Raw genomic sequence first — 22,177 nt, 5'->3', positions numbered from 1 at the left:
AGCAGGGCTTCCGGTCAGGTTTGGGCGACTCGGCGGACGATGCCGAGCAGCGCCTCCTGCACATCCTCGATGGGCCGGTCGGGTTGGAAGACCAACCAGTCCACGGCCACCACCAGGCCCACCCCGAACAGTGCCGAGGAGGCGGTCGGCACGTCCAGGTCGGCCGGCAGGTCACCGCTGTCCACCCCGGCCCGGACCGTCTCGGCGATCACCGCGATCGCCTCGCCGCGCAGCAACCGCAGGGTCTGCTGCCACTCCCGGTTCGTACGCCACATCTCCGACAACAGCAGTTGGGCGAAGGCCCGGTACCGGCGGATGTACTCCAGCTCGGCGCGGACCAGCGCGCCCAGCGCGGCGCGCGGCGGCAGCCCGGCGACCGCCGCCCGGAACTCGGCGGTCAGGAGGCCGATGCCGTGTCGCAACAACTCCTCGAAGAGCACGGTCTTGGACTCGAAGTTGTAGTAGACCGTGCCCTTCGCCACCCCGGCCCGGGCCGCGATGTCCTCCACGGTGGTAGCGGAGAAGCCCTGCTCGGCGATGAGTTCCACGGCCGCGACGAAGAGCCGCTGACGGGTGTCCTCCCGCCGCCTCGTCCGTCCGTCCGTCACGCGCCCATCCTCACATGGTCAGCTCGGGATGCAGCTTCGCCGGGGTGAGCCGGCGCGAGCGGCGGACCGCGGCGCAGGTGAGGGCCAGTGCCGCCGCCCCGAAGCCGAGCAGCACCAGGACTCCGGTCATCACCGGCCCGAGCGGGCCGCCGTTGATGGTGTGCCGCAGGCCGGCCACCACGTAGCTCATCGGCAGCCACGGGTGGATCGCCTGGAAGAAACCGGGCGAGGTCTGCACCGGATACGTGCCGCCGGACGAGGTGAGCTGGAGCATCAGCAGGGCCAGCGCGGCGAGCCGACCGGCCGGGCCGAGCTGCGCGCCGAGCCACTGCATGATCGTGGTGAAGGTGAGCGAGACCAACGCCAGCAGGCCCAGCGTCGCGGCGGGGCGTACCGGGTCCAGCCCGAGCGCCAGCGTCACCACCGCGAACAGCACCCCGGCCTGAGCCAACCCGACCGCCGCGGCGGGCAGCCAGCTGGCCAGCGCGACCCGCCAGGCGGGTGCGCCGGACATCACGTGCCGCCGGTTGACCGGCCGCAGCACCATGTACGTGATCATCGCGCCGACCCAGAGCGCCAAACCGAGGAAGTACGGGGCGAAGCCCACCCCGTACGAGCCGGCCGGGTGGCGTGCCGAGCGGTCCAGCGACACCGGGTCGCCGAGCACACCGGCGCGGGCGTCCGTGTCGTCGTACCCCGGGATTTTCCACTCGCCGGCGGCCAGGCCGTCGGCGAGATCGCCGGCTCCCCCGCCCAGCCGGGTGAGTCCGGAGGCCAGCTCACCGGCGCCGCCCTCCAACCGGACCAGGCCATCGGCGAGCCGGTCGCTGCCGGTGCTGAGCTGGTTGAGCCCTCCGTCCAGCTCGCGGGCCCCGGTGGCCAGCCGGAACAGGCCGCCGCGCAGCCGGTCGGCGCCGGTCGCCGCGTCGCCGAGGCCGTCGCGCAGCTTTGCGCTGCCGTCGGCGAGGGTGCCCAGCCCGGCGGCGAGCTCGTCGACCTTGCCGCGCGCCGCGGCAACATCGTCGGCCAGGTGCGGCGCCGCGTCCGCGATGTGCCGCGCGGTGGCGGCCACGGTGGTCATCCGTTCCCGCAGCGCGGCCAGGTCGGCCTGGTCGAGACCGCCCACGACGGCCCGGGCCGCCTCGACGGTGGCCGCCGCGGCCGTCCGTGCGGCGCTGACGTTCGGGTCGTCGGCCAACTCCGGATGCGCGGCCACCAGGGCATCGAGTCGGTCCTGCACCTTCTCGGCCTGGGTCAGGGCCACCTGTGCCCGCTGCGGCAGCGCGTCCAGGCCGTCGGCGAGCGCCTCGGCCCCGTCCGCGATGGCGGTCGCCGACTTCGCGATCTGCTCGGCGTTGTCCCGCAGCACCGGCTCGATCCGCGCCGCCGCCCCGTCCACCGTGCGGGCCACCGCCCGGGTCGCGCTGGCCGCCCGAGCGGTGCCGTCGGCGAGCTGCGCCGCCCCGGTCCGCAGCTGGTCGAGCCCGGCGGCCAACTCGTCGGCGCCCCGCGCGCTCTGGTCGACCCCGTTCGAGAGCTGACCGGCACCGGCGGCGGAACGGCCCAGCCCGTCGGCGACCTGCCCGGCACCGGACGCCGAACTGTCCAGCCCGTCGGCGATCCGACCTGCGCCGGCCTGCGAGGTGCCCAACCCGTCGGCGAGCTGACCGGCGCCGTCGGCGGCCCGAGCGGTCTCGGCCTTGGCGTCGGTGAAGCCGACCAACATCCGGGCGAAGTATCCCGAGGCGGCGCTCTCCGTGGCGGCGGCCCTGATCTCACTGAACGCGGAGCGGGCGAGTAGCCCGGACAGGTAGTTGGTGGCGTCGTCGTTGACCACCTTCAGCTCGCCCCGGCGGGCCACCTGGTCGGGCTCCGGGCTCGCCGCCAGCGTCGCGGAGAAGTCCGCCGGGATGGAGAACACCAGGTGGTACCGACCGCTCTGCAGCCCAGCGGCGGCATCCCCGGCATCGGTGACCTGCCAGCCGAACACCCGCCGATCGATCAGCTCGTCGGTCAGATCCTGCCCGGCGTGCACCACCGACCCGTCGCTGGCCTTCGCCGGCTGGTCGGCGTTGACCAGCGCGACCGGAATCCGGTCGAGATTCCCGTACGGGTCCCAGAACGCGTACAGGTAGAGCGCCCCGTAGAGCAGCGGGATGACGGTCAGCACGGCGAGCGCGGCGCGCGGCAGCCGGCCCCGGGTCATCCGGCGCAGCTCGAACCATGCGAGTCGGACGGCGCTCATCAATTGACCCCTACCTGTTCCGTGTGAACGATCCCGACGTGCGGCGCGGTGGTTGCCTGCGCTGCGCTGGGTGGTTGGTCGACCGCCGGGTGCTCGTCCAAGCGGTGCACGATCGACGCCGTGTCCGGCTCGGCCTCCCGGGCCGTGACGACAATCGCGTAGCCCCGCTCGGTCAATCGACCGAGAATGGCCCAGAGCCGGGCTTGTTCCGCTTGGGTCGCGCCCGCGTCGACGTCGTCGGCCACGATCAGCTCAGGCCCGCTCAGCGTGGCCAGCACCAGGCCGAGCACCTGCCGTTGCACGGGGGTCAGGTCACGACCCCGGGTGGACGGGGCGAGCGCCACCTCTGCTTCCAGCCCCGCAGCCTCGATCACGGCGGCAACCGCGTCGCGGCGCACGGCTCGCCGATGCCACACTTTCAGGCCGGTCGGGTCCGCTCGCCGGCCGAGCAGTAGCAGCCGCTCGGCGATGTGCTCGGCGACAGTCAGCTCCGGGTCGGCCTCGTGTACCCCGACCACCTGACCCAGCGCCGCCGCGCCGTGCCGCCGCAGTCGTCCCGCACTGGTCGGGAACCGTCCCGCCAGGGCGAGCAGCAGAGAGGTACGCCCGCTGCCGGGCGCTCCCGTGATCGCATGAAGTTCCCCGGCGCCGACCGTCAAGTCCACGTTCCGGAACACCCACCCCCGACGGGTACGCAGGCCGAGCCCGCTCGCTTCGACGACCACCATCGCTCCACCCTGCCTCATTGCACTGACCGGTCAGTCTAAAAACATGGGCCAGCCTAACCCCCGGTCGACCCGATGCGCGGTCGCTGAGGCCGTGATCCCGGTCATCGACGCCACCACTGCCCACCAGACGCCATAGCCACCGAGGCACCGCGCAGTGATCGACCCGTCGCGGTGGTGGCCGGCCGACTCAGCGGGATGTCCGGTCTGGGGGCCTCTGTCCTGTGATCGGGTGCACCCGTGGGCCGGAATCGGGGCCGGCCGGGCGGCGTTACATACCCTGACGATCGCAGCACCACCAGCCGCCCGCGAACGGGTGCCGGCCGCCTCGGGCCTCGGCCTACCGGCTGCCAGCGGACGAGCCGCGGCCTCCCGGATGGCTCGGCCCCGGATGGCGCGGCCTCCCGGATGGCTCGGGCCCGGATAGCGCGGCCCCCCGGATAGCTCGGGCCCGCGGAATGATCCCCGGCCCGCGGTCGTTACATCTGGACCCGGCGCCACGAGCCGTCCGCTCGCAGGCCGCCGACCCTAAGACCTTCCCCCCTTTTGATGCGCCGGACGAGGTGCTCACATCCGCAGGTGCCGTCCCCCCGGAACGGTTGCGGGTGTCTCTACCCCCGAAGGAGCTACCCCCATGACCACGATCATTCGTAAGAGCATGCTGTCCGTTGCTGGTCTCGCGTTCGCCGGTGGTGTTTTCGCCGGTCCGATCGCCGCGCACGCCGCCGCTCCGACCGTGGATGCCAAGCCGGTCGCGGTGGTGCAGGCCGACAAGCCCGACGTGAGCAAGCTGATCCCGCACGGCACGCAGGGTGAGCAGTCCCGGATCACCCTGAACGGTGAGCAGACCGACGACGCCAAGGCCATCATCGCGGCCACGAAGAAGGCCGGTCTGCCCGAGCGGGCCGCGGTCATCTCGATCGCCACCAGCCTGCAGGAATCCAAGCTGGAGAACCTGGGCCACCTCGGCGACGCCAACGATCACGACTCGCTGGGCCTGTTCCAGCAGCGCCCCAGCTCGGGTTGGGGTACGCCGGAGCAGATCACCGACCCCGCGTACGCCACCACCGCGTTCCTCAAGGGCCTCAAGCAGGTCGACGGCTGGCAGGACATGCCCCTGACCCAGGCCGCCCAGACCGTGCAGGTCTCCGCGTACCCCGACGCCTACGCCCAGTGGGAACAGCAGGCCGCCGACCTCGTCGCCCAGCACTGGAACAGCTGACCACAGCACTGAGAGCCACACACAAAGCTGGCCGGTACCCCGCACCGGGGTGCCGGCCAGCGGCGTACCCAGGCACCGTACGAGGAGATCTTGGACAGTTGCCGTTCGCGTGGAACGGTAACTGTCCAAGATTTCGTGGGTTGTGCTCGGGAACAGGGTGGGTGCTCGGGTGGTTGTGCACAGGTGTCGGTGTGACTCAGTGTCCCCGGGCCTCACCTAATATCGCCGTCGCGGAACACCGTTCGGCTGGAGCCGCGACGCGCCACTCGCCGAGAGGCGACCTGCACACCGACACCAGCGCCGCCCCCGACCCACCGGCCGGGGGCGGCGCTGTCTGTGCGTACGCAGGTGGCGGCACAATGCTCGAATGACAGTCGCGCAGCCCTGGTCCGAGCAGTCGGGTGCCGTCGTACTGCCCAGCGGGGCGACGGTGCGCGGACGCCGCATCGGTGCGGCTGCCTCGCCCGCCGACTTCGCCCTGCTGTTGGCCCCCGGCCCCGCGCCGAGCTGGCCGCACCGACGGATCCGGTGGCCCGACTTCTGGGTACCGCTCGACCGGGCGGACGCACTCGACGCCCTACGGGCGGCGCTGCGGCGTGCGCACGAGGGCGAGCGCGTCGAGGTGGCGTGTCGGGGTGGCGTGGGGCGTACCGGAACGGCGCTGGCCGCGCTGGCGATCCTCGACGGCCTGCCAGCCGCGCAGGCGGTGCCGTGGGTCCGGGCGGGCTACCACCTGCGGGCGGTGGAGACCCCCTGGCAGCGGCGCTGGCTACGCCGCGTCGCCTGACCCGCCGCACGGCAGCCGACCGCGCCGCCGCTACGCCGCGCCGTGCCGCGCCAAGCCGCGCCGTGCCACGCCAAGCCGGGCCGGTCCCGCAGTGGCCGGTACGGCCCGGCATTGGCGCTAGCTCTGGGTGATCGTCGTTGGTTCGCTGACGTACTCCCGGAGGTGGTCGGCGGTCAGGGTGTCGCCCTTGGCCACCAACTCGGCCGGCGTGCCGGTGAAGACGATGCGGCCGCCATCGTGCCCGGCGCCTGGGCCCAGGTCGATGAGCCAGTCCGCGTGCGCCATGACGGCCTGGTGGTGCTCGATGACGATCACCGTGTTGCCGGCGTCGACCATTCGGTCCAGCAGGGCCAGCAACTGGTCCACGTCGGCCAGGTGCAGGCCGGTGGTCGGCTCGTCCAGCACGTACGTGCTGTTCTTCTCGGCCAGGTGGATGGCGAGCTTGAGCCGTTGCCGCTCCCCGCCGGAGAGGGTGGTCAGCGGCTGGCCGAGGCTGAGGTAGCCCAGCCCGACATCGACCAGCCGGCCGAGGATGAGGTGCGCTGCTCCGCTGGGGAAGAACGCGTACGCCTCGGTGACCGACATGGCCAGCACCTCGCTGATGTTCTTGCCGCGCAGGGTGTAGGTGAGCACCTCGTCGGTGAACCGCCGCCCCTCGCACCGCTCGCAGACGCTCGCCACGCCGGCCATCATCGCCAGGTCCGTGTAGATCAGCCCGATTCCCTTACAGGCCGGACAGGCGCCCTCGGAGTTGGCGCTGAAGAGGGCCGCCTTGACCCCGTTGGCCTTGGCGAAGGCGGCGCGGATCGGGTCGAGCAGCCCGCTGTAGGTGGCCGGGTTGCTGCGGCGGGACCCACGGATCGCGGACTGGTCCACGATCACCACCCCGGTCCGGCCGCGCAGCGACCCGTGGATCAGGGAGCTCTTGCCGGAGCCGGCCACGCCGGTGACCACGGTGAGCACTCCGAGCGGGATGTCGACGTCCACGTCCCGCAGGTTGTGCAGTTCGGCGTGGCGGATGGCGAGTTGGCCGGCCGGTGGTCGTACCTCGTCGCGCAGGGTCACCCGGTGGTCCAGGTGCCGGCCGGTGAGCGTGCCGGAGCGGCGCAGGCCGGCGACGTCGCCGGTGAAGCAGATCCGGCCGCCGTCGCTGCCGGCACCCGGCCCGAGGTCGACCACGTGGTCGGCGATCGCGATGGTCTCCGGCTTGTGCTCCACCACCAGCACGGTGTTGCCCTTGTCGCGTAGTCGCAGCAGCAGGTCGTTCATCCGGGCGATGTCGTGCGGGTGCAGGCCGACGGTGGGCTCGTCGAAGACGTACGTGGCGTCGGAGAGGCTGGAGCCGAGGTGCCGGACCATCTTCACCCGCTGCGCCTCACCGCCGGAGAGGGTCGCCGACTCGCGGTCCAGGCTGAGGTAGCCCAGTCCGATCTCGACCAGCGACTCCAGCAGGTCACGCAGATTGCCGATCAGCGGCGCCACCGCCGGGTCGTCGATGCCCCGGACAAAGGAGGCCAGGTCGCTGATCTGCAGCGCGGAACAGTCGGCGATGTTGCGCCCGGCGATCCGCGACGACAGGGCCGCCGCGTTGAGCCGGGTGCCGTCGCAGGCCGAGCAGGTGGTGAACGTGACCGCCCGGTCGACGAAGGCGCGGATGTGCCCCTGCATCGAGTCGCGGTCATTGGTCAGGTAGAGCCGCTTGACCTTGACCACCAGACCCTCGTACGTCCAGTTGTTGTTGCCCATCTTGATCTTTGTGGACGGCTTGTGCAGGAGGTCCTGCCACTGCTGCTCGGTGTAGTCCTGGAGCTTGACGTCCGGGTCGAACAGGCCGGAGGAGACGATGGTCTGCCAGTACCAGGAGTCGACCGCGAAGTTGGGCACCGTGATGGCGCCGTCGTTGAGTGAGCGCTCGACGTCGACCAACTCGTGCACGTCGAGGTCGGCGACCCGGCCCAGCCCCTCACAGGTGGGGCACATCCCCTCGGCCAGGTTGAAGCTGAACGCGCCGGCACCGCCCACCGACGGCTGGCCGAGCCGGCTGAAGACGATCCGCAGCATGGCGTACGCGTCGGTGGCGGTGCCGACGGTGGAGCGGGAGTTGACGCCCATCCGCTCCTGGTCGACCACGATGGCCGCGCTCAGGTTGCGCAGCGTGTCGACGTCCGGCCGGTTGAGGTTGGGCATGAACGACTGGAGGAAGGCGCTGTAGGTCTCGTTGATCAGGCGCTGGGACTCGGCGGCGATGGTGCCGAAGACGAGTGACGACTTGCCCGAGCCGGAGACGCCGGTGAAGACGGTCAACCGGCGCTTGGGGATGTCGACCGAGACGCCGGCGAGATTGTTCTCCCGCGCTCCGCGTACCTCGATCATGTCGTGGCTGTCGGCGACGGACCGTGCTGGCTGCGGCATGCGAACCCTTCACGAGATCGTGGCGGGGGAGAACCCTCCCGCCGGGCACTTGACGCATTCCATTGTCTCATTCATCCCAATGTAGAGACTTTCGCCGAGTATCGACTGGCGGTCGTGCCGGAACAACCCGCAAAGTCTCAAATCACATGGCAACCGGTACGGTGGCCGACGTGGACGTCGTACCGAAGGACCGCCTGCGTGCGGTGGACCTGGCCGCCACCGTCGGGATCTCGGTGCAGCAGGTCCGTAACTACGTCGCGCAGGGTGTGCTGCCGCCGGTGCGGCGCACCGCGAGCGGCTACCGGATCTTCACGAGCGAGCACGCCCGAGCGCTCACCGTGGCGCGGCGGCTGGCCGAGGGGCACGGCTGGAGTCGTACCCGGGAGATCATGGCGGCGGTCCACCGCGGCGACCTGCCGGCGGCCCTGGCGGCGCTCGACGGCGGCCATGCCGAGCTGGACCGGGAACGCGCCGAGATCCGCCGGGTGCTCGGGGCGTTCGAGACCGTGCTGGCCAGCCCGCCGACGGGCGGCCCGGTGCCCCGCCGAGGCGCCCGCATCGGCGAGGTCGCCGCCCTGGTCGGGGTCCGGACCTCGCAGCTGCGGCTGTGGGAGGAGCGCGGCCTGCTGCGGCCGGTCCGCACCCCGGGCACCAACTACCGGGTGTACGACGAGGCCGAGCTGCGCGCCGCGCAGGTCGTCTCGCTGCTGCGTCGGGGCGCCTACCCGTTCGAGATCATCGCGGCGGTGCTGGGCGAACTACGGACCACCGGTAGCCCGCAGCGGGTCCGCGCCGAGTTGGCCCGCCGCGAGCAGGATCTGCACGCGCGCAGCCTCCGCCGGCTGCGGGGCACCGCCGCGCTGCACGACTACCTGCGCCGCGACGCGCCCGGCTGGTCGACGGACCATCCGGTCCCGTCGGGCGATCTTGTTGGCTAGGGTCGGCACATGAGAGCTGCGCTACTGGCGGTGACCGTGTCCGCCGTCCTGCTCACTCCCGTGCCGGTCGCCGCCGCGGGTGGCGCGCCGACCGTGCGGTGCCCCCGGGCGGCGGCGCCGGCCGTGTCCCGCCCGCCGCGTCCCTCGCCCCCACCCGCCGTACCCGAGCAACGGGTGGTCGGCGGCGCGGGTATGGCCACCGGTGGCCTGATCGTGCCGGCCGGTGTCGACGCGCCGCCAGCGGTCACCGCCGCCTCGTGGCTGGTCGCCGACCTGGACACCGGCCAGGTGCTCGGCGGCTGCGGCCCGCACGAGTACGGCACGCCGGCCAGCGTGCAGAAGCTGCTGCTGGCGGCCACCATGCTGCCGCGGCTGGACCCGAAGCAGACGGTCACCGTCACCGCGGCGGACATGAACATCGAACCCGGCTCCTCGGCCGTCGGCCTGGTCGAGGGTGGTCGGTACACCGTCGAGACCATCTGGCTCGGGTTGCTGCTCAACTCCGGCAACGAGGCGGCCAACGCGCTGGCCCGTCTCGGCGGGGGCGGGAACGACGCGACCGCCGGGATACGCGCCATGAACGAACAGGCGCACCGCCTCGGCGCGCTCCAGACGCACGCGGTCACCGCCTCCGGGCTGGACGGCAGGGGGCAGTTCACCAGCGCGTACGACCTTGCGCTGATCGCCCGGGCCTGCTTCGCCGACCCGACCTTCCGTCGGTACGCGCTCACCGAGCAGGCGACGATCCCGGCCCAGCCGAAGCAGCGCACCAAGGGCTTCCAGATCCAGAACGAGAACCAGCTCATCTACCGGTACCCGGGCGCGCTCGGCGGCAAGACCGGCTTCACCGACCTGGCCCGGCACACCTACGTCGGCGCGGCGCAACGCGAGGGGCGGCGGCTGGTGGTGACGCTGCTCGGGGCCGAGCCGGCGCCGAAGCGCGGTTGGGAGCAGGGCGCGGCACTGCTGGACTGGGGCTTCACGCTGCCCCGCGACGCCACGGTCGGCCGGCTGGTCGAGCCGGGGGAGTTGACCGCCACGCCGTCGGCCGTACCGTCGGCGTTGGCCGGGCCCGGAACGCCCCGGCCGGCGGCGGCCAGCGCGCCCGCGCGCAGCGGCTCGGGGTGGCTCTGGTCGGTGATCACGCTCTGCGCCGCCGGTGTGCTGCTGCTCGGCGGCGGGCTGCTGTGGCGGCGGCGTCGCCGCCTGCCCTGACGGAGCGACCTGCCCGGGCCGGTCGACCGGGCGGGTCGGATCGACAACGGGCCATGAGGTCCATAGACTTCGATCTTTCTGGCAGCACGAGCCCAGGAGGATCCCTGTGTCGAGTGAACTCGAATCGCGTTCCGGCGCGGCGGCACCCCGCCGGTCGGTGCGCGGGCTGACCCGCCTCGTCGGGGTGACGGTGCTCGCCGGGGCGCTGGTCGCCGGCGCTTCCGCCACCGCCGTGGCCGCGCCGGCCGCGGTCGGTGACGGCGTGACCGCGTTCGCCGCGCCGCAGGCCGGCCCCGACGCCGCCACCCGCCCGCCCCGCACCACGCACGGCCCGTGCGCGTACACCGAGACGCCCGACGAACCGGCCGCCCGGCCGGTGCCACTGCCTCCCGACCCCCGGCGTACCCCGGCCCGGGGCACCGTCCGGGTGACGATCTCCACCAACCACGGGCCGATCGGGTTGACCCTGGGCCGGGAGGCGGCGCCGTGCACCGTGCAGAGCTTCCTGCACCTGGTCGGCAAGAAGTTCTACGACCGCACCCTGTGCCACCGGCTCACCGCGTACCCGACGCTGAGCGTGCTGCAGTGCGGTGACCCGTCCGGCACCGGCGAGGGCGGTCCGGGCTACCGGTACCGCGACGAGTTGCCGACCGACCTGCCGCCCGCGCCGACCGACCCGACCGGCGTACGCCGGCTGTACGCCCGGGGCGTGCTGGCCATGGCCAACGCCGGGCCGGACACCAACGGCAGCCAGTTCTTCCTGGTCTACGCCGACTCGGCGCTACGCCCCAACTACACGATCTTCGGCGAGATCGACGCAGCCGGTCTGGCCACCCTGGACCGGATCGCCGCCGGGGGAGTGGCGCCGACGGCCGAGGACCCGGCGCCGGTCGACGGGGCGCCCGCGCTGCCGGTGCACATCCGCAAGGCCGTACGTTCGCACCACCACCGCTGACCGTACGACGCGGTGGGCGGCCTCGGGTCGCCCACCGCGCTGGCGTGTCGGAGCCACATCCACCCGCGGGTCGATGTGGTTGTGGACCCCATCCTGGGGCTGAGGAGCCGGAAGTTCCGGAAAGGCGGACCGGAACCGGCGGAACGGTGTCCGGCCGTTACGACCGGCCGGGCCGGCCGCTCGGCGGGGCCGTCGTGCTGTCCCGGACGACCAGCTTGGTGGCGAGCTCCACCCGGGGTGAGTCGATGCTCTCGCCCTGGGCCAGGCGCAGCACGGTCCGCGCCGCCAACCGCCCCATCTCGACCAACGGCTGCCGCACGGTGGTCAGCGGCGGTGACGCCCAGCGGGCCTCCGGCAGGTCGTCGAAGCCGACCACGCTGACGTCGTCCGGGACCCGCAGGCCCCGCCGACGGATGGCCTCGTAGACGCCGAAGGCCATCTGGTCGCTGGCCGCGAAGATGCCGGTCGGCGGATCGTCGAGGTCGAGCAGCGCGGTGCCGGCCGCGAACCCGGAGGCGTGGTAGAAGTCGCCCGGGCAGATCAATGCGTCGTCCACCGGCACCCCGGCCGCCTCCAACCCGGCCCGGTATCCGTCGAGCCGGGCGCGGCTGCACAGCAGGTGCGTCGGCCCGGCCACGAACCCGATCCGCCGGTGCCCGATCGCGAGCAGGTGCTCGGTCGCGGCGAGACCACCAGCCCAGTTGGTGGCCCCGATCGTCGGCACCTCCATGGCCGGTACGCCCGCCGGGTCGACGACCACCACCGGCACGTTGAGGCGGCGCAGCTGTGCGTGCAGGGGTGGGGTCAGGTGCGACGTCACGAAGATGACGCCGTCGGTGGCCCGGGTACGCAGATTCTGCAACCACTGCCGGGCGGCGGTGGACTGCCGGTGGATCGCGGAGACCACCGTGCCGACGCCGGCGCCCTGCCCGACGTCCTCCACGCCACGCAGGATCTCCACGGCCCAGGGGCTGTCCAGGTCGTTGAAGACCAGGTCGACGAGGCCCGCACGACGGACGCTGCGGCTGCTGCGACGCCGGTAGCCGTGGTGGCGCAGCAGCTCCTCGACCCGTTCGCGGGTGTCCGGGGCCACATCGGACCGACCGTTGAGCACCCGCGACACGGTCGGCACCGACACCCCTGCCTCCCGCGCGATCGCGGTGATGGTCACCCTGCGTCCGTCGTCCGCACCCACCCGCGTCTCCTTCACCGAACCGGAGGAGCGACCGCAAGCCGTCGCCACCAGCGTCCCGGAACGGCGTGCCCGTTCCTCGCGTCATCTTGCCCCACGGACAGGGGTTGACGACACGGCAGGTCGGTTCTAGCGTTCGCGAGAGTTACGGAAATGTTCCGGAAGTTTATCGGTCACCTTTCGCCACCCCCCACCACACTGAAAGGGCTCGATGATGACAGTACGAACCCGGCTCGCCCGGGCCGTCGCGGTCGGTGCCGCCCTCGCCCTGGCGCTGCCCCTGGCCGCCTGCGGCGGCGGTGACTCCGGCGGTGACGCCGACGAGATCCACGTCCTGGTCTATGGCGACGCGACCAACAAGGTGGAGACCCAGCTGGTCGAGACCTTCAACAAGACCTCCAAGGTCAAGGCCGTGCTGGACACCATTCCCGGCGCGGACTACCAGACCAAGCTGCAGACCATCATCAACACCAACCAGGCCCCCGACATCTTCTTCAACTGGGGTGGCGGCAGCATCACGCCGTTCGTCAAGGCCAACCTGCTGCTGCCGCTCGACGACATGATCGCCAAGGACCCGGGTCTGAAGGCCAACTTCCTGCCGTCGGTGTTCAACACCGCCGTGGTGGACGGCAAGGCGTACGGGGTGCCGATGCGCGGCACGCAGCCGGTGCTGCTGTTCCACAACAAGAAGGTGCTCGCCGACGCCGGCATCACCCCGCCGCAGACCTGGGACGACCTGCTGGCCGCGGTGAACACGCTCAAGAGCAAGAAGGTCACCCCGATCGCCCTCGGCGGCGGCGACCAGTGGCCCACCCAGATGTGGTACCAGTACCTCTACGACCGGGTGGCCGGCCCGGACCTGTTCGCCAAGGCCCTGGGCGGCGACAAGAGCGTCTGGGAGAGCCCGGAGAGCCGGCGCGCGCTGGAGCTGCTGCGGCAGCTCAAGGACGCGGGCGCGTTCGGCACCAACTTCGACTCGGTGAAGTTCACCGACGGCGGTTCGCCCACGCTGCTCTCCAGCGGCAAGGCCGGCTTCGAGCTGATGGGCTCCTGGAACTACTCCACCCACAACGACGCCAACCCGACCTTCGCGGCCAAGGACCTCGGCTGGACGGCCTTCCCGAGCGTCCCCGGCGGCAAGGGCGATCAGGGCAACGTGTGCGGCAACACCAACAACTTCTATTCCGTGCTCAAGAAGACCAGGCACCCGGAGGCGGTGGCGGAGTTCCTGAAGTTGCAGTACTCCGACGAGTTCGTCAAGGCGCAGCTGTCCATCGGCAACCTGCCGACCACCACCAACACCGAGAAGTTCCTCGACACCGCCACCAACCCGGCGTACTCGAAGTTCCAGTTCGACCTGGTCAAGCAGGCGCCGTCGTTCCAGCTCTCCTGGGACCAGGCGTACCCGCCGGCCGCCACCACGACCATCCACCAGGCCGTGCAGCAGTACCTCAACGGCCGGATGGACGCGAACGGCTTCATCAAGGCGATGCAGTCCCTGCAGGCCGGCTGACGGCGGAGCATCCATGACCACCACCACCGTTGCTCCCCGCCTCGCGGCGCAGGAGCTCCGGTCCGGACGACGCTCGGGCGGCGCTGACCACGGCCGCCCGAGCTTCGCCTGGGCCCTGCCCGCCACTCTCTTCTTCGGTTTCTTCGCGATCGTGCCGCTGGTGCTGGTCGTCGCCCTGTCCTTCATGAGCTGGAACGGCATCGGCGAGGCCGAGTACGTCGGCCTGGCCAACTGGCGGCGACTCGCGGCCGATCCCACGATGATCCAGAGTCTCTGGCTGAGCGTGCTGCTCACCGCCCTCGGCGTGGCCGTGCAGACACCGCTGAGCCTGCTCATCGGGGTCTGGGCGGCCGGGCACCAGCGCAACCGGGCGGTCCTGTCCGCCATCTTCTTCCTGCCGCTGCTGCTGTCGGCCACCGCCGTCTCGGTGCTCTGGCGGGCCCTGCTCGACCCGAACTTCGGGGTGCCGGGGCAGGCCAGCTGGCTCTTCGGCGACGGCAACCTCTTCGGCAGCCGCACCGGCGCGATCGGCGTACTGGTCTTCGTCAGCAGTTGGCAGTTCATCCCGTTCCACGCGCTGATCTACCAGGGCTCGGCGCGGACCATCCCGGCGGTGCTCTACCAGGCCGCCGAGGTGGACGGGGCCGGGCGCTGGGGCCAGTTCCGGCACGTGACCCTGCCGCAGCTGCGCAACGCCATGATCACCTCGGTGGTGCTCATGGTGGTCGGCGGGCTGACCACCTTCGACACCGTCCTGATCCTCACCCAGGGCGGGCCGGGCACCGACACCACCATCAGTGCCTACTACATGTACGAGCAGGCGTTCCGCAGCTTCGACTTCGGCGCCGGCGCGGCCATCGCGCTGCTGCTGGTGGTGGTCGCCACGATCATCTCACTGATCGTCGTGAAGGTCTCCGGGTACGACAAGATGCGCAGCACGATGGAGGGCCTGTGACTCGGCACCGTCCGAACTGGATCGCCGGAATAGGCTCGGTGTTCTGGCTGCTGTTGGTGGGCCTGCCGATCTACGTGATGGTCGCCAGCACCGTGCAGACCCGGCCCGGCTACACCCAGAACGGGCCACTCGCCCTGCCCGACACCTTCACCCTGGACAACTACACCAGCGCCTTCTCCGAGGGCTTTGGTCGGTACTTCCTGAACACCGTCGTGGTGACGGTCAGCGTGGTCGCGATCGTGCTGCTGCTGGTGCCGCCACTGGCGTACGCGATCGTGCGCAGCCGTAGCTGGCTCACCAGCGGCGTGTTCCGGCTCTTCCTGCTCGGCCTGGCGATCCCGGCGCAGGCGGTGGTCGTGCCGATCTTCTATCTGATCAGCAAGGCCAACCTCTACGACAACCTGCTCGGCGTCATCCTGCCCACGGCCGCGTTCTGCCTTCCGGTGTGCGCGCTGATCCTCAGCGGCGCCATGCGGGACATCACCTCGGACCTGTACGAGGCGATGGCGATGGACGGCGCCTCACCCGGACGGGTGTTCGTACGGCTGGTGCTGCCGCTGTCCCGCGGCGGTGTCTCCACCATCGCGGTCTTCTCCGCGTTGCAGGCCTGGAACGGCTTCCTCTTCCCGCTCATCCTCACCCAGTCCGATGAAACCAAGGTCATCACCCTGGGCCTCTACAACTTCCAAACGGAGCACGGCGTCAACATCCCCGGGCTGCTCGCGGCGGTGGTGCTGTCGATGGTGCCCGTCCTGCTCGTCTACCTGTTCGCCCGTCGGGCCCTTGTGCAGGGGCTGATGGGCGTCGGAGGAAAGTGACCGACAACGTGACCCTGGACATCGAACGAGGCACCGCGATCTGGGCCGACCCGACGGTGGAGCTGACCACCCGCGTCGACGCCCTGGTCGCCCAGATGACCCTGGCGGAGAAGGTTTCCCAGCTCTACGGCGTGTGGGTCGGTGCGTCCGCCGACGGTGGTGAGGTCGCGCCCCACCAGCACGAGATGGAGGAGCGGGTCGACCTCGAAGCCCTCCTGGAGACCGGGCTCGGCCAGCTGACCCGACCGTTCGGCACCGCGCCGGTCGACCCGGCGCTCGGCGCGCTGTCGCTGCTGCGGACCCAGCAGCGGATCACCGCCGCGAACCGGTTCGGTATTCCCGCCCTGGCCCACGAGGAGTGCCTCGCCGGCTTCGCCACCTGGGGCGCGACCGCGTACCCGGTGCCGTTGTCCTGGGGTGCCACCTTCGACCCGGGGCTGATCCGGCGGATGGCCGCCGCCATCGGCGCCGACCTGCGACGCCTCGGCGTACACCAGGGGCTCGCGCCGGTGCTCGACGTGGTCCGCGACGCCCGCTGGGGCCGGGTCGAGGAGACCGTCGGCGAGGACCCGTACCTGGTCGGCACGGTCGCCACCGCGTACATCCACGGGTTGGAATCCACCGGCGTGGTGGCCACCCTCAAGCACTTCGCCGGCTACTCGGCCTCCCGGGCCGGGCGCAACCACGCGCCGGTCGGGATGGGCCCGCGGGAGCGGGCGGACGTGATGCTGCCGCCGTTCGAGATGGCGGTCCGCGAGAGCGGCGCACGGTCGGTGATGCACGCCTACACCGACACCGACGGGATACCGTCGGCGGTCGACGAGCAACTGCTCACCGGTCTGCTCCGGGAGACCTGGGGGTTCACCGGCACGGTCGTCGCCGACTACTTCGGCATCGCCTTCCTGCACACTCTGCACGGCGTGGCCGGCAGTTGGGGTGAGGCGGCCGGCGCGGCGCTCGCCGCCGGGGTGGACGTCGAACTGCCCACGGTGAAGACGTTCGGCCCGCCGCTGCACGCGGCGCTCGCCGCCGGGCAGGTGCCCGAGTCGGTCGTGGACCGGGCGGTACGCCGTGTGCTGCTGCAGAAGGCGCAGCTCGGTCTCCTCGACGCGCAGTGGAGCCCGGTGCCGTCGGCGCTCGACGGCGTCGATCTCACCGATCCCGAGGCGGTACGCGGCACCGTCGACCTGGACTCGCCGGCCAACCGGGCGCTCGCCCGGGAGGTGGCCGAGCAGGCCGTCGTCCTGCTGCGCAACGACGGCACCCTGCCGCTGGCCCGTCCGGCGCGGATCGCGGTGATCGGCCCGCAGGCCGCGACCCCCACGGCGACGCTCGGCTGCTACTCGTTCCCGTTGCACGTCGGGTCCCACCACCCGGAGCTGCCGGTCGGGATCGAGCTGCCCACGCTGGCGCAGGCCCTCGCTGGCGAGTTCCCGGCCAGCGAGGTGGTCGTCGAGGTCGGTGTGGGCATCGACAGCCCGGACACCGACGGGATCGCCGCGGCCGTCGAGGCGGCCCGGGGCGCCGACGTGGTGATCGCGGCCCTCGGCGACCGGGCCGGGCTCTTCGGCCGGGGCACCAGCGGCGAGGGCTGCGACGCGGAGTCGCTGGCCCTGCCCGGAGCGCAGCAGCGCCTGCTCGACGCCCTGTTGGACGCCGGCACGCCGGTGGTGGTCACGATGATCGCCGGCCGGCCGTACGCGCTGGGTCGGGCGGTCGACGAGGCGGCGGCCATCGTGCAGTCCTTCTTTCCCGGCGAGGAGGGGACCTCGGCGATCGCCGGGCTGCTCAGCGGGCGGGTCGAACCGCAGGGGCGGCTCCCGGTCAGCGTGCCGCGCAGCCCCGGCGGGCAGCCGACCACCTACCTCGCCGCCCGCCTGGGGCAGGCCAGCGACGTCTCCAACCTCGACCCCACTCCCGCGTACGGCTTCGGGCACGGGCTCAGCTACACCCGGTTCGACTGGTCCGAGCTGACGGTGGAGCAGGCGGTGGCGGAGACCGACGGGGAACTGCGGCTGGCGTTCACGCTGCGCAACGGGGGCACCCGGTGGGGCAGCGAGGTCGTGCAGCTCTACGCGCACGACCCGGTGGCCTCGGTGGTGCAGCCCGTACAACGGTTGATCGGTTACCTGCGGGTGCCGCTGGACGCGGGCGCGGGCTGCCGGATCGCGGTGACCGTACCGGCCGACCTGCTCTCGTTCACCGGCCGGGACGGGCGGCGGGTGGTCGAGCCGGGCGAGGTGGAGCTGCGCCTCGCCTCCTCCAGTACCCAAGCCCGGCTGGTGGCGACCGTCGCGCTGGCCGGCCCGCCCCGGCAGGTAGACCACACCCGCCGCCTGCACCCGCAGTTCACGCTGACCGCGCCGGAGTGAGGCGGCAGCGTTGATCACTTTGTCCTGAGTAGTTGTGGCGGGGCTTCTGCAACTACTCAGGGCAAAGTGATCTTGCAGGCCGGGTGGGACGAGGGCGGATCCTGCCGTGGCGGGTACGTGGAGCATTCCTCGCTGATAGACAGGACTGGTGCGCAACCGCATCGCTGCCGCCGTCGCGCTCGCGCTGCTCGGCGGCTGCTCGCAGGCCGAACACCGCGCGGCGCCGGCCGTCCCGCAGCCAGCGCCGGCCGCCTCGCAGCCGCCGTCCGTGAGCGCCACGCCATCCGCCGCCAGCCGGCTGCCGGGGTTCGTGGTGCTGACCGACTTCGACCCACGGGTGCACGCCGACATCCGGTACGCGACCGCGCACAACTTCGTCGGTCGGCCGATCACCGCGTACCCGGAGCCGCTGTGCCTGCTCACCCGGCAGGCGGCCGAGGCGCTGCGCCGGGTGCAGGACGCCGCGCTGGCCGGCGGGCACAGCCTCAAGGTGTACGACTGCTACCGCCCACAGCCCGCGGTGGACGACTTCGTCGCCTGGGCGAAGCGCTCCGGTGAGCAGCAGACCAAGGCCGAGTTCTATCCGGAGGTGGCCAAGAGTCAGCTCTTCGCCGACGGCTACATCGGGGCGCCCACCGCACACAGCCGCGGCAGCACCATGGACCTGACCCTGGTGGACGAGCCCGCCGCCAGCCAGCCGCCGTACCGGCCCGGGCAGCCGCTGGTCGCCTGCGCCGCGCCGCGCGGGCAGCGCTTCGCCGACAACAGCATCGACATGGGTACGGGCTTCGACTGCTTCGACGCCCGGGCGCACACCGCCGACCCCCGGATCACCGGCCTGGCCCGGGACAACCGGCAACTGCTGCTGCGGCTGATGACCGATGCTGGCTTCGTCAACTACGACCGCGAGTGGTGGCACTACAGCCTGCGCGACGAGCCGTACCCGGACACCTTCTTCGCCGCACCGGTGGCCCGCTCGTCGGTCGGCTGAAGTCCCTGGCGCGGCGTCCGGCATGATCATGAAGGTGACCACCGAACGGATTGGCCCACCGGTGACCGGGAACGAGCGGGAGACGCTGCGCGCCTTCCTCGACTTCCATCGCGCGACGCTGGCCCTCAAGTGCGACGGGCTCTCCGACGAGCAGCTTCGTCGGCAGTCGATGCCGCCGTCCACGCTGTCCCTGCTCGGCCTGGTCCGACACATGGCCGAGGTGGAGCGTGCCTGGTTCCGGCGGGTGATCGACGGCCAGGACATCCCGCTGGTCTGGTCGGAAGCCGGCGACTACCAGCAGGCGTACGACGCCAGCTCGGCCACCCGCGCCGAGGCGTTCGACGCCTGGGAGCGGGAGATCGAGCACGCCCGCCGGATCGAGCGGGCGGCCCCGTCGCTCGACGTGACCGGCCACAACCCCCGCTCCGGCGAGGACGTGTCGCTGCGACTGGTGATGCTGCACCTGATCCACGAGTACGCCCGGCACAACGGTCACGCCGACTTCCTGCGTGAGGGCGTCGACGGCACCGTCGGGGTGTGATCGCACCGGTGTCGGGCGGTCAGGTCCAGTAGAGGATCCGGCAGGCCGGTACCCGCGTGGCCAACTCGGTGTGGAACCAGCCGCGCAGCTCGGCCATCGTGTCGCGCGGATACACGTACTTGACCGCGCCGAACTTGCCGTGCTTTCGGCTGCGCGACTCCTCGTCCATCTCCAGGCGGGTCCGCGGGTACCAGCCGAGCAGCACCTCCTTGCTGCCCGGGGTGAACCGGTGGGTGATCAGCTCGGCGGTCAGGTCCAGCTCGGGCACCCCGTCGACCGCCGCGCGGACCTGATCCAGCAACTCGCCGTAGCTCTCCCGCCAGTCCGGCAGCGGCATGATGGGCGCGATGGTCAGCCCGACCGGATAGCCGTCCAGCGCGAGTCGACGCAGCGCGGCCAGGCGGTCCGGCACGCGGGCGGTGCCGCCCTCGAACCGGTCGCTGACCGGGGCGCAGTTGACGCTGAACCGGACCCGGGTCCGGCCGGCGTGCGGTAGCCCCACGAAGGTGTCCACGTCGGCGTACTTGGTGGTCCAGCGCAGTTGCACCGGCGCGTCCCAGTCGGCGAAGTGCTGCACGGCCCGCCGCCAACTGCCGGTGAGGTGCTCCAGGGCGAGCGGGTCGGTGTAGCAGGACGCCTCGAAGGTGGTGCCCTCGTCGGCCCGTCGCACGTTGCGGCTGGTCACGGTTCCGCGCCCGGCGTACGGGGTCAGCCCGGCCAGGATGTCGTCGAGGTCCGCGTACACCCGGGTCACCGGTGGGCCGGACAGCGACCCGGCGAGGTAGCAGTACTGGCAGTGCGCGGGGCAGCCCTCGGCCAGATCGACTCGCCAGTCGGCACTGGGCGCGATGGGTTGCAGGGCGCGCCGCGAGGGCGGGCTCACCACGATCGCCATGGTGGCCTTGGCTCGCGCGTACGTCTCCCGATCGGTCTGCCCGCGTACGCCGGTGAGCCGGTTGGACCGCAGCCGCTCGACCTCGATGCCCAGTGCCTGTACGCGGGCGGCGATCCGCTGGCCGTGCGGGTGCTCCAGGGCGGCCGGGGTGGCCACCACCCGGCCCGGGGTCCAGCGCCGGGCCGGCCGGGCCGGCGGGGCGAGCCCGGCCAGGTCGCGGGTCGGCACCCGCTCGCCGCTGGCGTCGTGCGTGGCGGGAGGCACGTCCACGGCGAGCGGTTGGTCGACGTCCACCGCGTCCGGGCTGGTCATTGCGGCGGCGTACCCGTTACCGCGCCGATTCCACCCGTCCGGGCGGCTTCCGATTGACGCCGCCCGGCGCAACGAATAACCTTTCATCAATCTGTAAACCTTGTGAACAGAAGCGGGTCGACGCGACGGCGCGCGTCTCACGCCACCACCGAAGGGCGGTCACGGTGCACACCCACCTCTCCATGCGTGCCAGGCGCGTCATCGCACTGCTCGTCGCGTTCGTCGTCGCGGTCAGCGTCGGCGTCGCGTTCAACACCACCCGGGCGGCCCAGGCCGCTCCGACGTTCAAGGTTCTCGCCTTCTACAACGGCACCTGGGACGCCGCACACATCGACTTCGACCGGGACGCCCGGGCCTGGTTCCCGCAGGCGGCCGCCCAGTACGGCTTCTCCTGGGAGGCGACCACCAACTGGGGCCTGCTGAACACCGCCAACCTGGCCCAGTACAAGGTCATCATGTTCCTCGACGACGCACCGCCCACCGCGCAGCGCGCCGCGTTCCAGCAGTACATGCAGAACGGCGGGGCGTGGATGGGCTTCCACGTGACGGCGTTCAACACCGACCCGTCGAGCTGGAGCTGGTACTACAACACCTTCCTCGGCACCGGTGCGTTCCAGACGAACACCTGGGGACCCACCCGGGTCACGTTGAGGGCCGACAACCGCACCCACGCGGCCACCCGGAACCTCCCCGCGACGTTCTCCTCGGCGATCAGCGAGTGGTACTCCTGGAGCAACGACCTGCGGCAGAACGGGAACATCGACATCCTCGCCTCGATCGACCCGTCCAGCTTCCCGGTCGGCACCGACCCCAACCAGTCCTGGTACGGCGGCTACTACCCGATCGTGTGGAGCAACCGGCAGTACAAGATGATCTACGCCAACTTCGGCCACAACGCGATGGACTACAGCACCAACACCGGCCTGTCGTCCACCTTCGACAGCGCGCAGCAGAATCGCCTGCTGATCGACGGGCTGCACTGGCTCGCCGGCGTCGGCGGCACCCCTCCGACGACGACGCCGCCGCCGACCGACGGCCCGATCTCGCCGACCGCGTGGCACACCGTGGTCAACCGGGGCAACGGCAAGTGCGTGGACGCGCGGGCCGCCGCCAGCGCTAACGGCACCGTGATCCAGCAGTACACCTGCAACAGCAGCAACGCCCAGCAGTACCAGTTCGCGCCGACCAGCGGTGGCTACCTGCGGGTCAACAACCGCAACAACAGCGCTCAGGTGCTCGACGTGACCAACGTGTCGACGGCCGACTCGGCCCCGATCCAGCTCTGGTCCTACAGCGGCGGCAACAACCAGCAGTGGCGGGCCGAGTCGGAGGGCAACGGCTACTACCGGCTGGTCAACCGCAACAGTGGCAAGTGCCTCGACGTGCCGGGCGGGTCCACGGCGGACAGCGTCCAGCTCATCCAGTACACCTGCAACGGCACCGCGGCACAGTCGTTCCGACTGGTGGCACAGCCATAGAGC

The 22,177-nt window shown here is 71.6% G+C and carries 18 protein-coding genes; 12 read left to right on the top strand and 6 right to left on the bottom strand.

Going from position 1 to position 22,177, the window contains the following annotated elements; genetic code table 11:
- Positions 1 to 14 precede the first annotated feature (14 nt).
- From ACFQGL_RS17640 to ACFQGL_RS17630, 3 genes are read right to left on the bottom strand one after another with little or no spacing between them, the layout of a single operon-like run.
- Positions 15 to 608, bottom strand: coding sequence for a TetR/AcrR family transcriptional regulator (locus ACFQGL_RS17640; protein ID WP_377513067.1), 594 nt, complete (start codon positions 606 to 608; stop codon positions 15 to 17).
- A gap of 10 nt (positions 609 to 618) precedes the next feature.
- Entirely contained in the window at positions 619 to 2,853 is a 2,235-nt protein-coding gene (locus ACFQGL_RS17635) for a YhgE/Pip family protein (RefSeq protein ID WP_377513065.1), read from the bottom strand.
- On the bottom strand, positions 2,853 to 3,581 hold the full coding sequence (locus ACFQGL_RS17630; protein ID WP_377513063.1) for an ABC transporter ATP-binding protein: 729 nt from the start codon (positions 3,579 to 3,581) through the stop codon (positions 2,853 to 2,855). Before ACFQGL_RS17630 ends, ACFQGL_RS17635 begins: the two co-directional genes overlap by 1 nt.
- A gap of 631 nt (positions 3,582 to 4,212) precedes the next feature.
- Between ACFQGL_RS17630 and ACFQGL_RS17625 the strand changes: the two genes are divergently transcribed.
- Together ACFQGL_RS17625 and ACFQGL_RS17620 are read left to right on the top strand one after the other, a co-directional pair.
- Entirely contained in the window at positions 4,213 to 4,800 is a 588-nt protein-coding gene (locus tag ACFQGL_RS17625; protein WP_377513061.1) for a hypothetical protein, read from the top strand.
- 367 nt (positions 4,801 to 5,167) lie between these two features.
- A complete protein-coding gene (locus tag ACFQGL_RS17620) occupies positions 5,168 to 5,587 on the top strand; it encodes a protein-tyrosine phosphatase family protein (RefSeq protein WP_377513059.1) in 420 nt (139 codons plus the stop codon).
- 117 nt (positions 5,588 to 5,704) lie between these two features.
- Here ACFQGL_RS17620 and ACFQGL_RS17615 read toward each other — a convergent pair whose 3' ends face one another.
- Positions 5,705 to 7,999, bottom strand: coding sequence for an ATP-binding cassette domain-containing protein (locus tag ACFQGL_RS17615; RefSeq protein ID WP_377513057.1), 2,295 nt, complete (start codon positions 7,997 to 7,999; stop codon positions 5,705 to 5,707).
- Positions 8,000 to 8,145: 146 nt separating this feature from the next.
- Between ACFQGL_RS17615 and ACFQGL_RS17610 the strand changes: the two genes are divergently transcribed.
- The 3 genes from ACFQGL_RS17610 (at position 8,146) to ACFQGL_RS17600 (ending at position 11,107) form a co-directional block, all read left to right on the top strand.
- Positions 8,146 to 8,937 carry a MerR family transcriptional regulator gene (locus ACFQGL_RS17610; protein ID WP_377513055.1) on the top strand — a complete coding sequence of 264 codons (792 nt, stop codon included), beginning with the start codon at positions 8,146 to 8,148 and terminating at the stop codon, positions 8,935 to 8,937.
- Between the two features lie 9 nt (positions 8,938 to 8,946).
- Positions 8,947 to 10,152 (top strand): D-alanyl-D-alanine carboxypeptidase family protein, encoded by a 1,206-nt coding sequence (locus tag ACFQGL_RS17605; protein WP_377513053.1) that lies wholly within the window; start codon positions 8,947 to 8,949, stop codon positions 10,150 to 10,152.
- 106 nt (positions 10,153 to 10,258) lie between these two features.
- Positions 10,259 to 11,107: a peptidylprolyl isomerase gene (locus ACFQGL_RS17600; protein ID WP_377513051.1), complete on the top strand. Its 849-nt coding sequence runs from the start codon at positions 10,259 to 10,261 to the stop codon at positions 11,105 to 11,107.
- A 157-nt stretch (positions 11,108 to 11,264) separates the two neighbouring features.
- Here ACFQGL_RS17600 and ACFQGL_RS17595 read toward each other — a convergent pair whose 3' ends face one another.
- Complete coding sequence (locus ACFQGL_RS17595) at positions 11,265 to 12,302, bottom strand: LacI family DNA-binding transcriptional regulator (RefSeq protein WP_377513049.1); 1,038 nt, start codon at positions 12,300 to 12,302, stop codon at positions 11,265 to 11,267.
- Positions 12,303 to 12,513: 211 nt separating this feature from the next.
- Here ACFQGL_RS17595 and ACFQGL_RS17590 point away from each other — a divergent pair, with 211 nt between their 5' ends.
- The 6 genes from ACFQGL_RS17590 (at position 12,514) to ACFQGL_RS17565 (ending at position 19,489) form a co-directional block, all read left to right on the top strand.
- On the top strand, positions 12,514 to 13,812 hold the full coding sequence (locus ACFQGL_RS17590; protein WP_377513047.1) for an extracellular solute-binding protein: 1,299 nt from the start codon (positions 12,514 to 12,516) through the stop codon (positions 13,810 to 13,812).
- A gap of 13 nt (positions 13,813 to 13,825) precedes the next feature.
- Positions 13,826 to 14,767, top strand: coding sequence for a carbohydrate ABC transporter permease (locus tag ACFQGL_RS17585; protein ID WP_377513045.1), 942 nt, complete (start codon positions 13,826 to 13,828; stop codon positions 14,765 to 14,767).
- On the top strand, positions 14,764 to 15,585 hold the full coding sequence (locus ACFQGL_RS17580; protein WP_377513043.1) for a carbohydrate ABC transporter permease: 822 nt from the start codon (positions 14,764 to 14,766) through the stop codon (positions 15,583 to 15,585). The genes ACFQGL_RS17585 and ACFQGL_RS17580 overlap by 4 nt, the downstream gene beginning before the upstream one ends.
- The gene (locus ACFQGL_RS17575) at positions 15,582 to 17,957 is read left to right on the top strand and encodes a beta-xylosidase/alpha-l-arabinosidase (protein ID WP_377513041.1); all 2,376 of its coding nucleotides are present in this window, start codon (positions 15,582 to 15,584) and stop codon (positions 17,955 to 17,957) included. The genes ACFQGL_RS17580 and ACFQGL_RS17575 overlap by 4 nt, the downstream gene beginning before the upstream one ends.
- A gap of 148 nt (positions 17,958 to 18,105) precedes the next feature.
- Positions 18,106 to 18,948, top strand: a complete 843-nt coding sequence (locus tag ACFQGL_RS17570; RefSeq protein WP_377513039.1) for a M15 family metallopeptidase — start codon at positions 18,106 to 18,108, stop codon at positions 18,946 to 18,948.
- A 34-nt stretch (positions 18,949 to 18,982) separates the two neighbouring features.
- Complete coding sequence (locus ACFQGL_RS17565) at positions 18,983 to 19,489, top strand: DinB family protein (RefSeq protein ID WP_377513037.1); 507 nt, start codon at positions 18,983 to 18,985, stop codon at positions 19,487 to 19,489.
- 19 nt (positions 19,490 to 19,508) lie between these two features.
- Here ACFQGL_RS17565 and ACFQGL_RS17560 read toward each other — a convergent pair whose 3' ends face one another.
- Positions 19,509 to 20,696, bottom strand: coding sequence for a spore photoproduct lyase family protein (locus ACFQGL_RS17560; RefSeq protein WP_377513035.1), 1,188 nt, complete (start codon positions 20,694 to 20,696; stop codon positions 19,509 to 19,511).
- Between the two features lie 182 nt (positions 20,697 to 20,878).
- Here ACFQGL_RS17560 and ACFQGL_RS17555 point away from each other — a divergent pair, with 182 nt between their 5' ends.
- Entirely contained in the window at positions 20,879 to 22,174 is a 1,296-nt protein-coding gene (locus ACFQGL_RS17555) for an RICIN domain-containing protein (protein WP_377513033.1), read from the top strand.
- The last annotated feature ends 3 nt before the right edge of the window (positions 22,175 to 22,177 follow it).

It is taken from the genome of Micromonospora vulcania (genome assembly GCF_042658605.1).
Lineage (GTDB): Bacteria > Actinomycetota > Actinomycetes > Mycobacteriales > Micromonosporaceae > Micromonospora > Micromonospora vulcania.
This window is presented reverse-complemented; position numbering and strand designations above follow the sequence as displayed.

Coding starts and splice junctions, on each gene's coding strand:
- ACFQGL_RS17635 (WP_377513065.1), bottom strand. CDS start 2,853: ATGAGCGCCGTCCGACTCGCATGGTTCGAGCTGCGCCGGATGACCCGG.
- ACFQGL_RS17630 (WP_377513063.1), bottom strand. CDS start 3,581: ATGGTGGTCGTCGAAGCGAGCGGGCTCGGCCTGCGTACCCGTCGGGGG.
- ACFQGL_RS17625 (WP_377513061.1), top strand. CDS start 4,213: ATGACCACGATCATTCGTAAGAGCATGCTGTCCGTTGCTGGTCTCGCG.
- ACFQGL_RS17620 (WP_377513059.1), top strand. CDS start 5,168: ATGACAGTCGCGCAGCCCTGGTCCGAGCAGTCGGGTGCCGTCGTACTG.
- ACFQGL_RS17615 (WP_377513057.1), bottom strand. CDS start 7,999: ATGCCGCAGCCAGCACGGTCCGTCGCCGACAGCCACGACATGATCGAG.
- ACFQGL_RS17610 (WP_377513055.1), top strand. CDS start 8,146: ATGGCAACCGGTACGGTGGCCGACGTGGACGTCGTACCGAAGGACCGC.
- ACFQGL_RS17605 (WP_377513053.1), top strand. CDS start 8,947: ATGAGAGCTGCGCTACTGGCGGTGACCGTGTCCGCCGTCCTGCTCACT.
- ACFQGL_RS17590 (WP_377513047.1), top strand. CDS start 12,514: ATGACAGTACGAACCCGGCTCGCCCGGGCCGTCGCGGTCGGTGCCGCC.
- ACFQGL_RS17585 (WP_377513045.1), top strand. CDS start 13,826: ATGACCACCACCACCGTTGCTCCCCGCCTCGCGGCGCAGGAGCTCCGG.
- ACFQGL_RS17560 (WP_377513035.1), bottom strand. CDS start 20,696: ATGACCAGCCCGGACGCGGTGGACGTCGACCAACCGCTCGCCGTGGAC.
- ACFQGL_RS17555 (WP_377513033.1), top strand. CDS start 20,879: ATGCGTGCCAGGCGCGTCATCGCACTGCTCGTCGCGTTCGTCGTCGCG.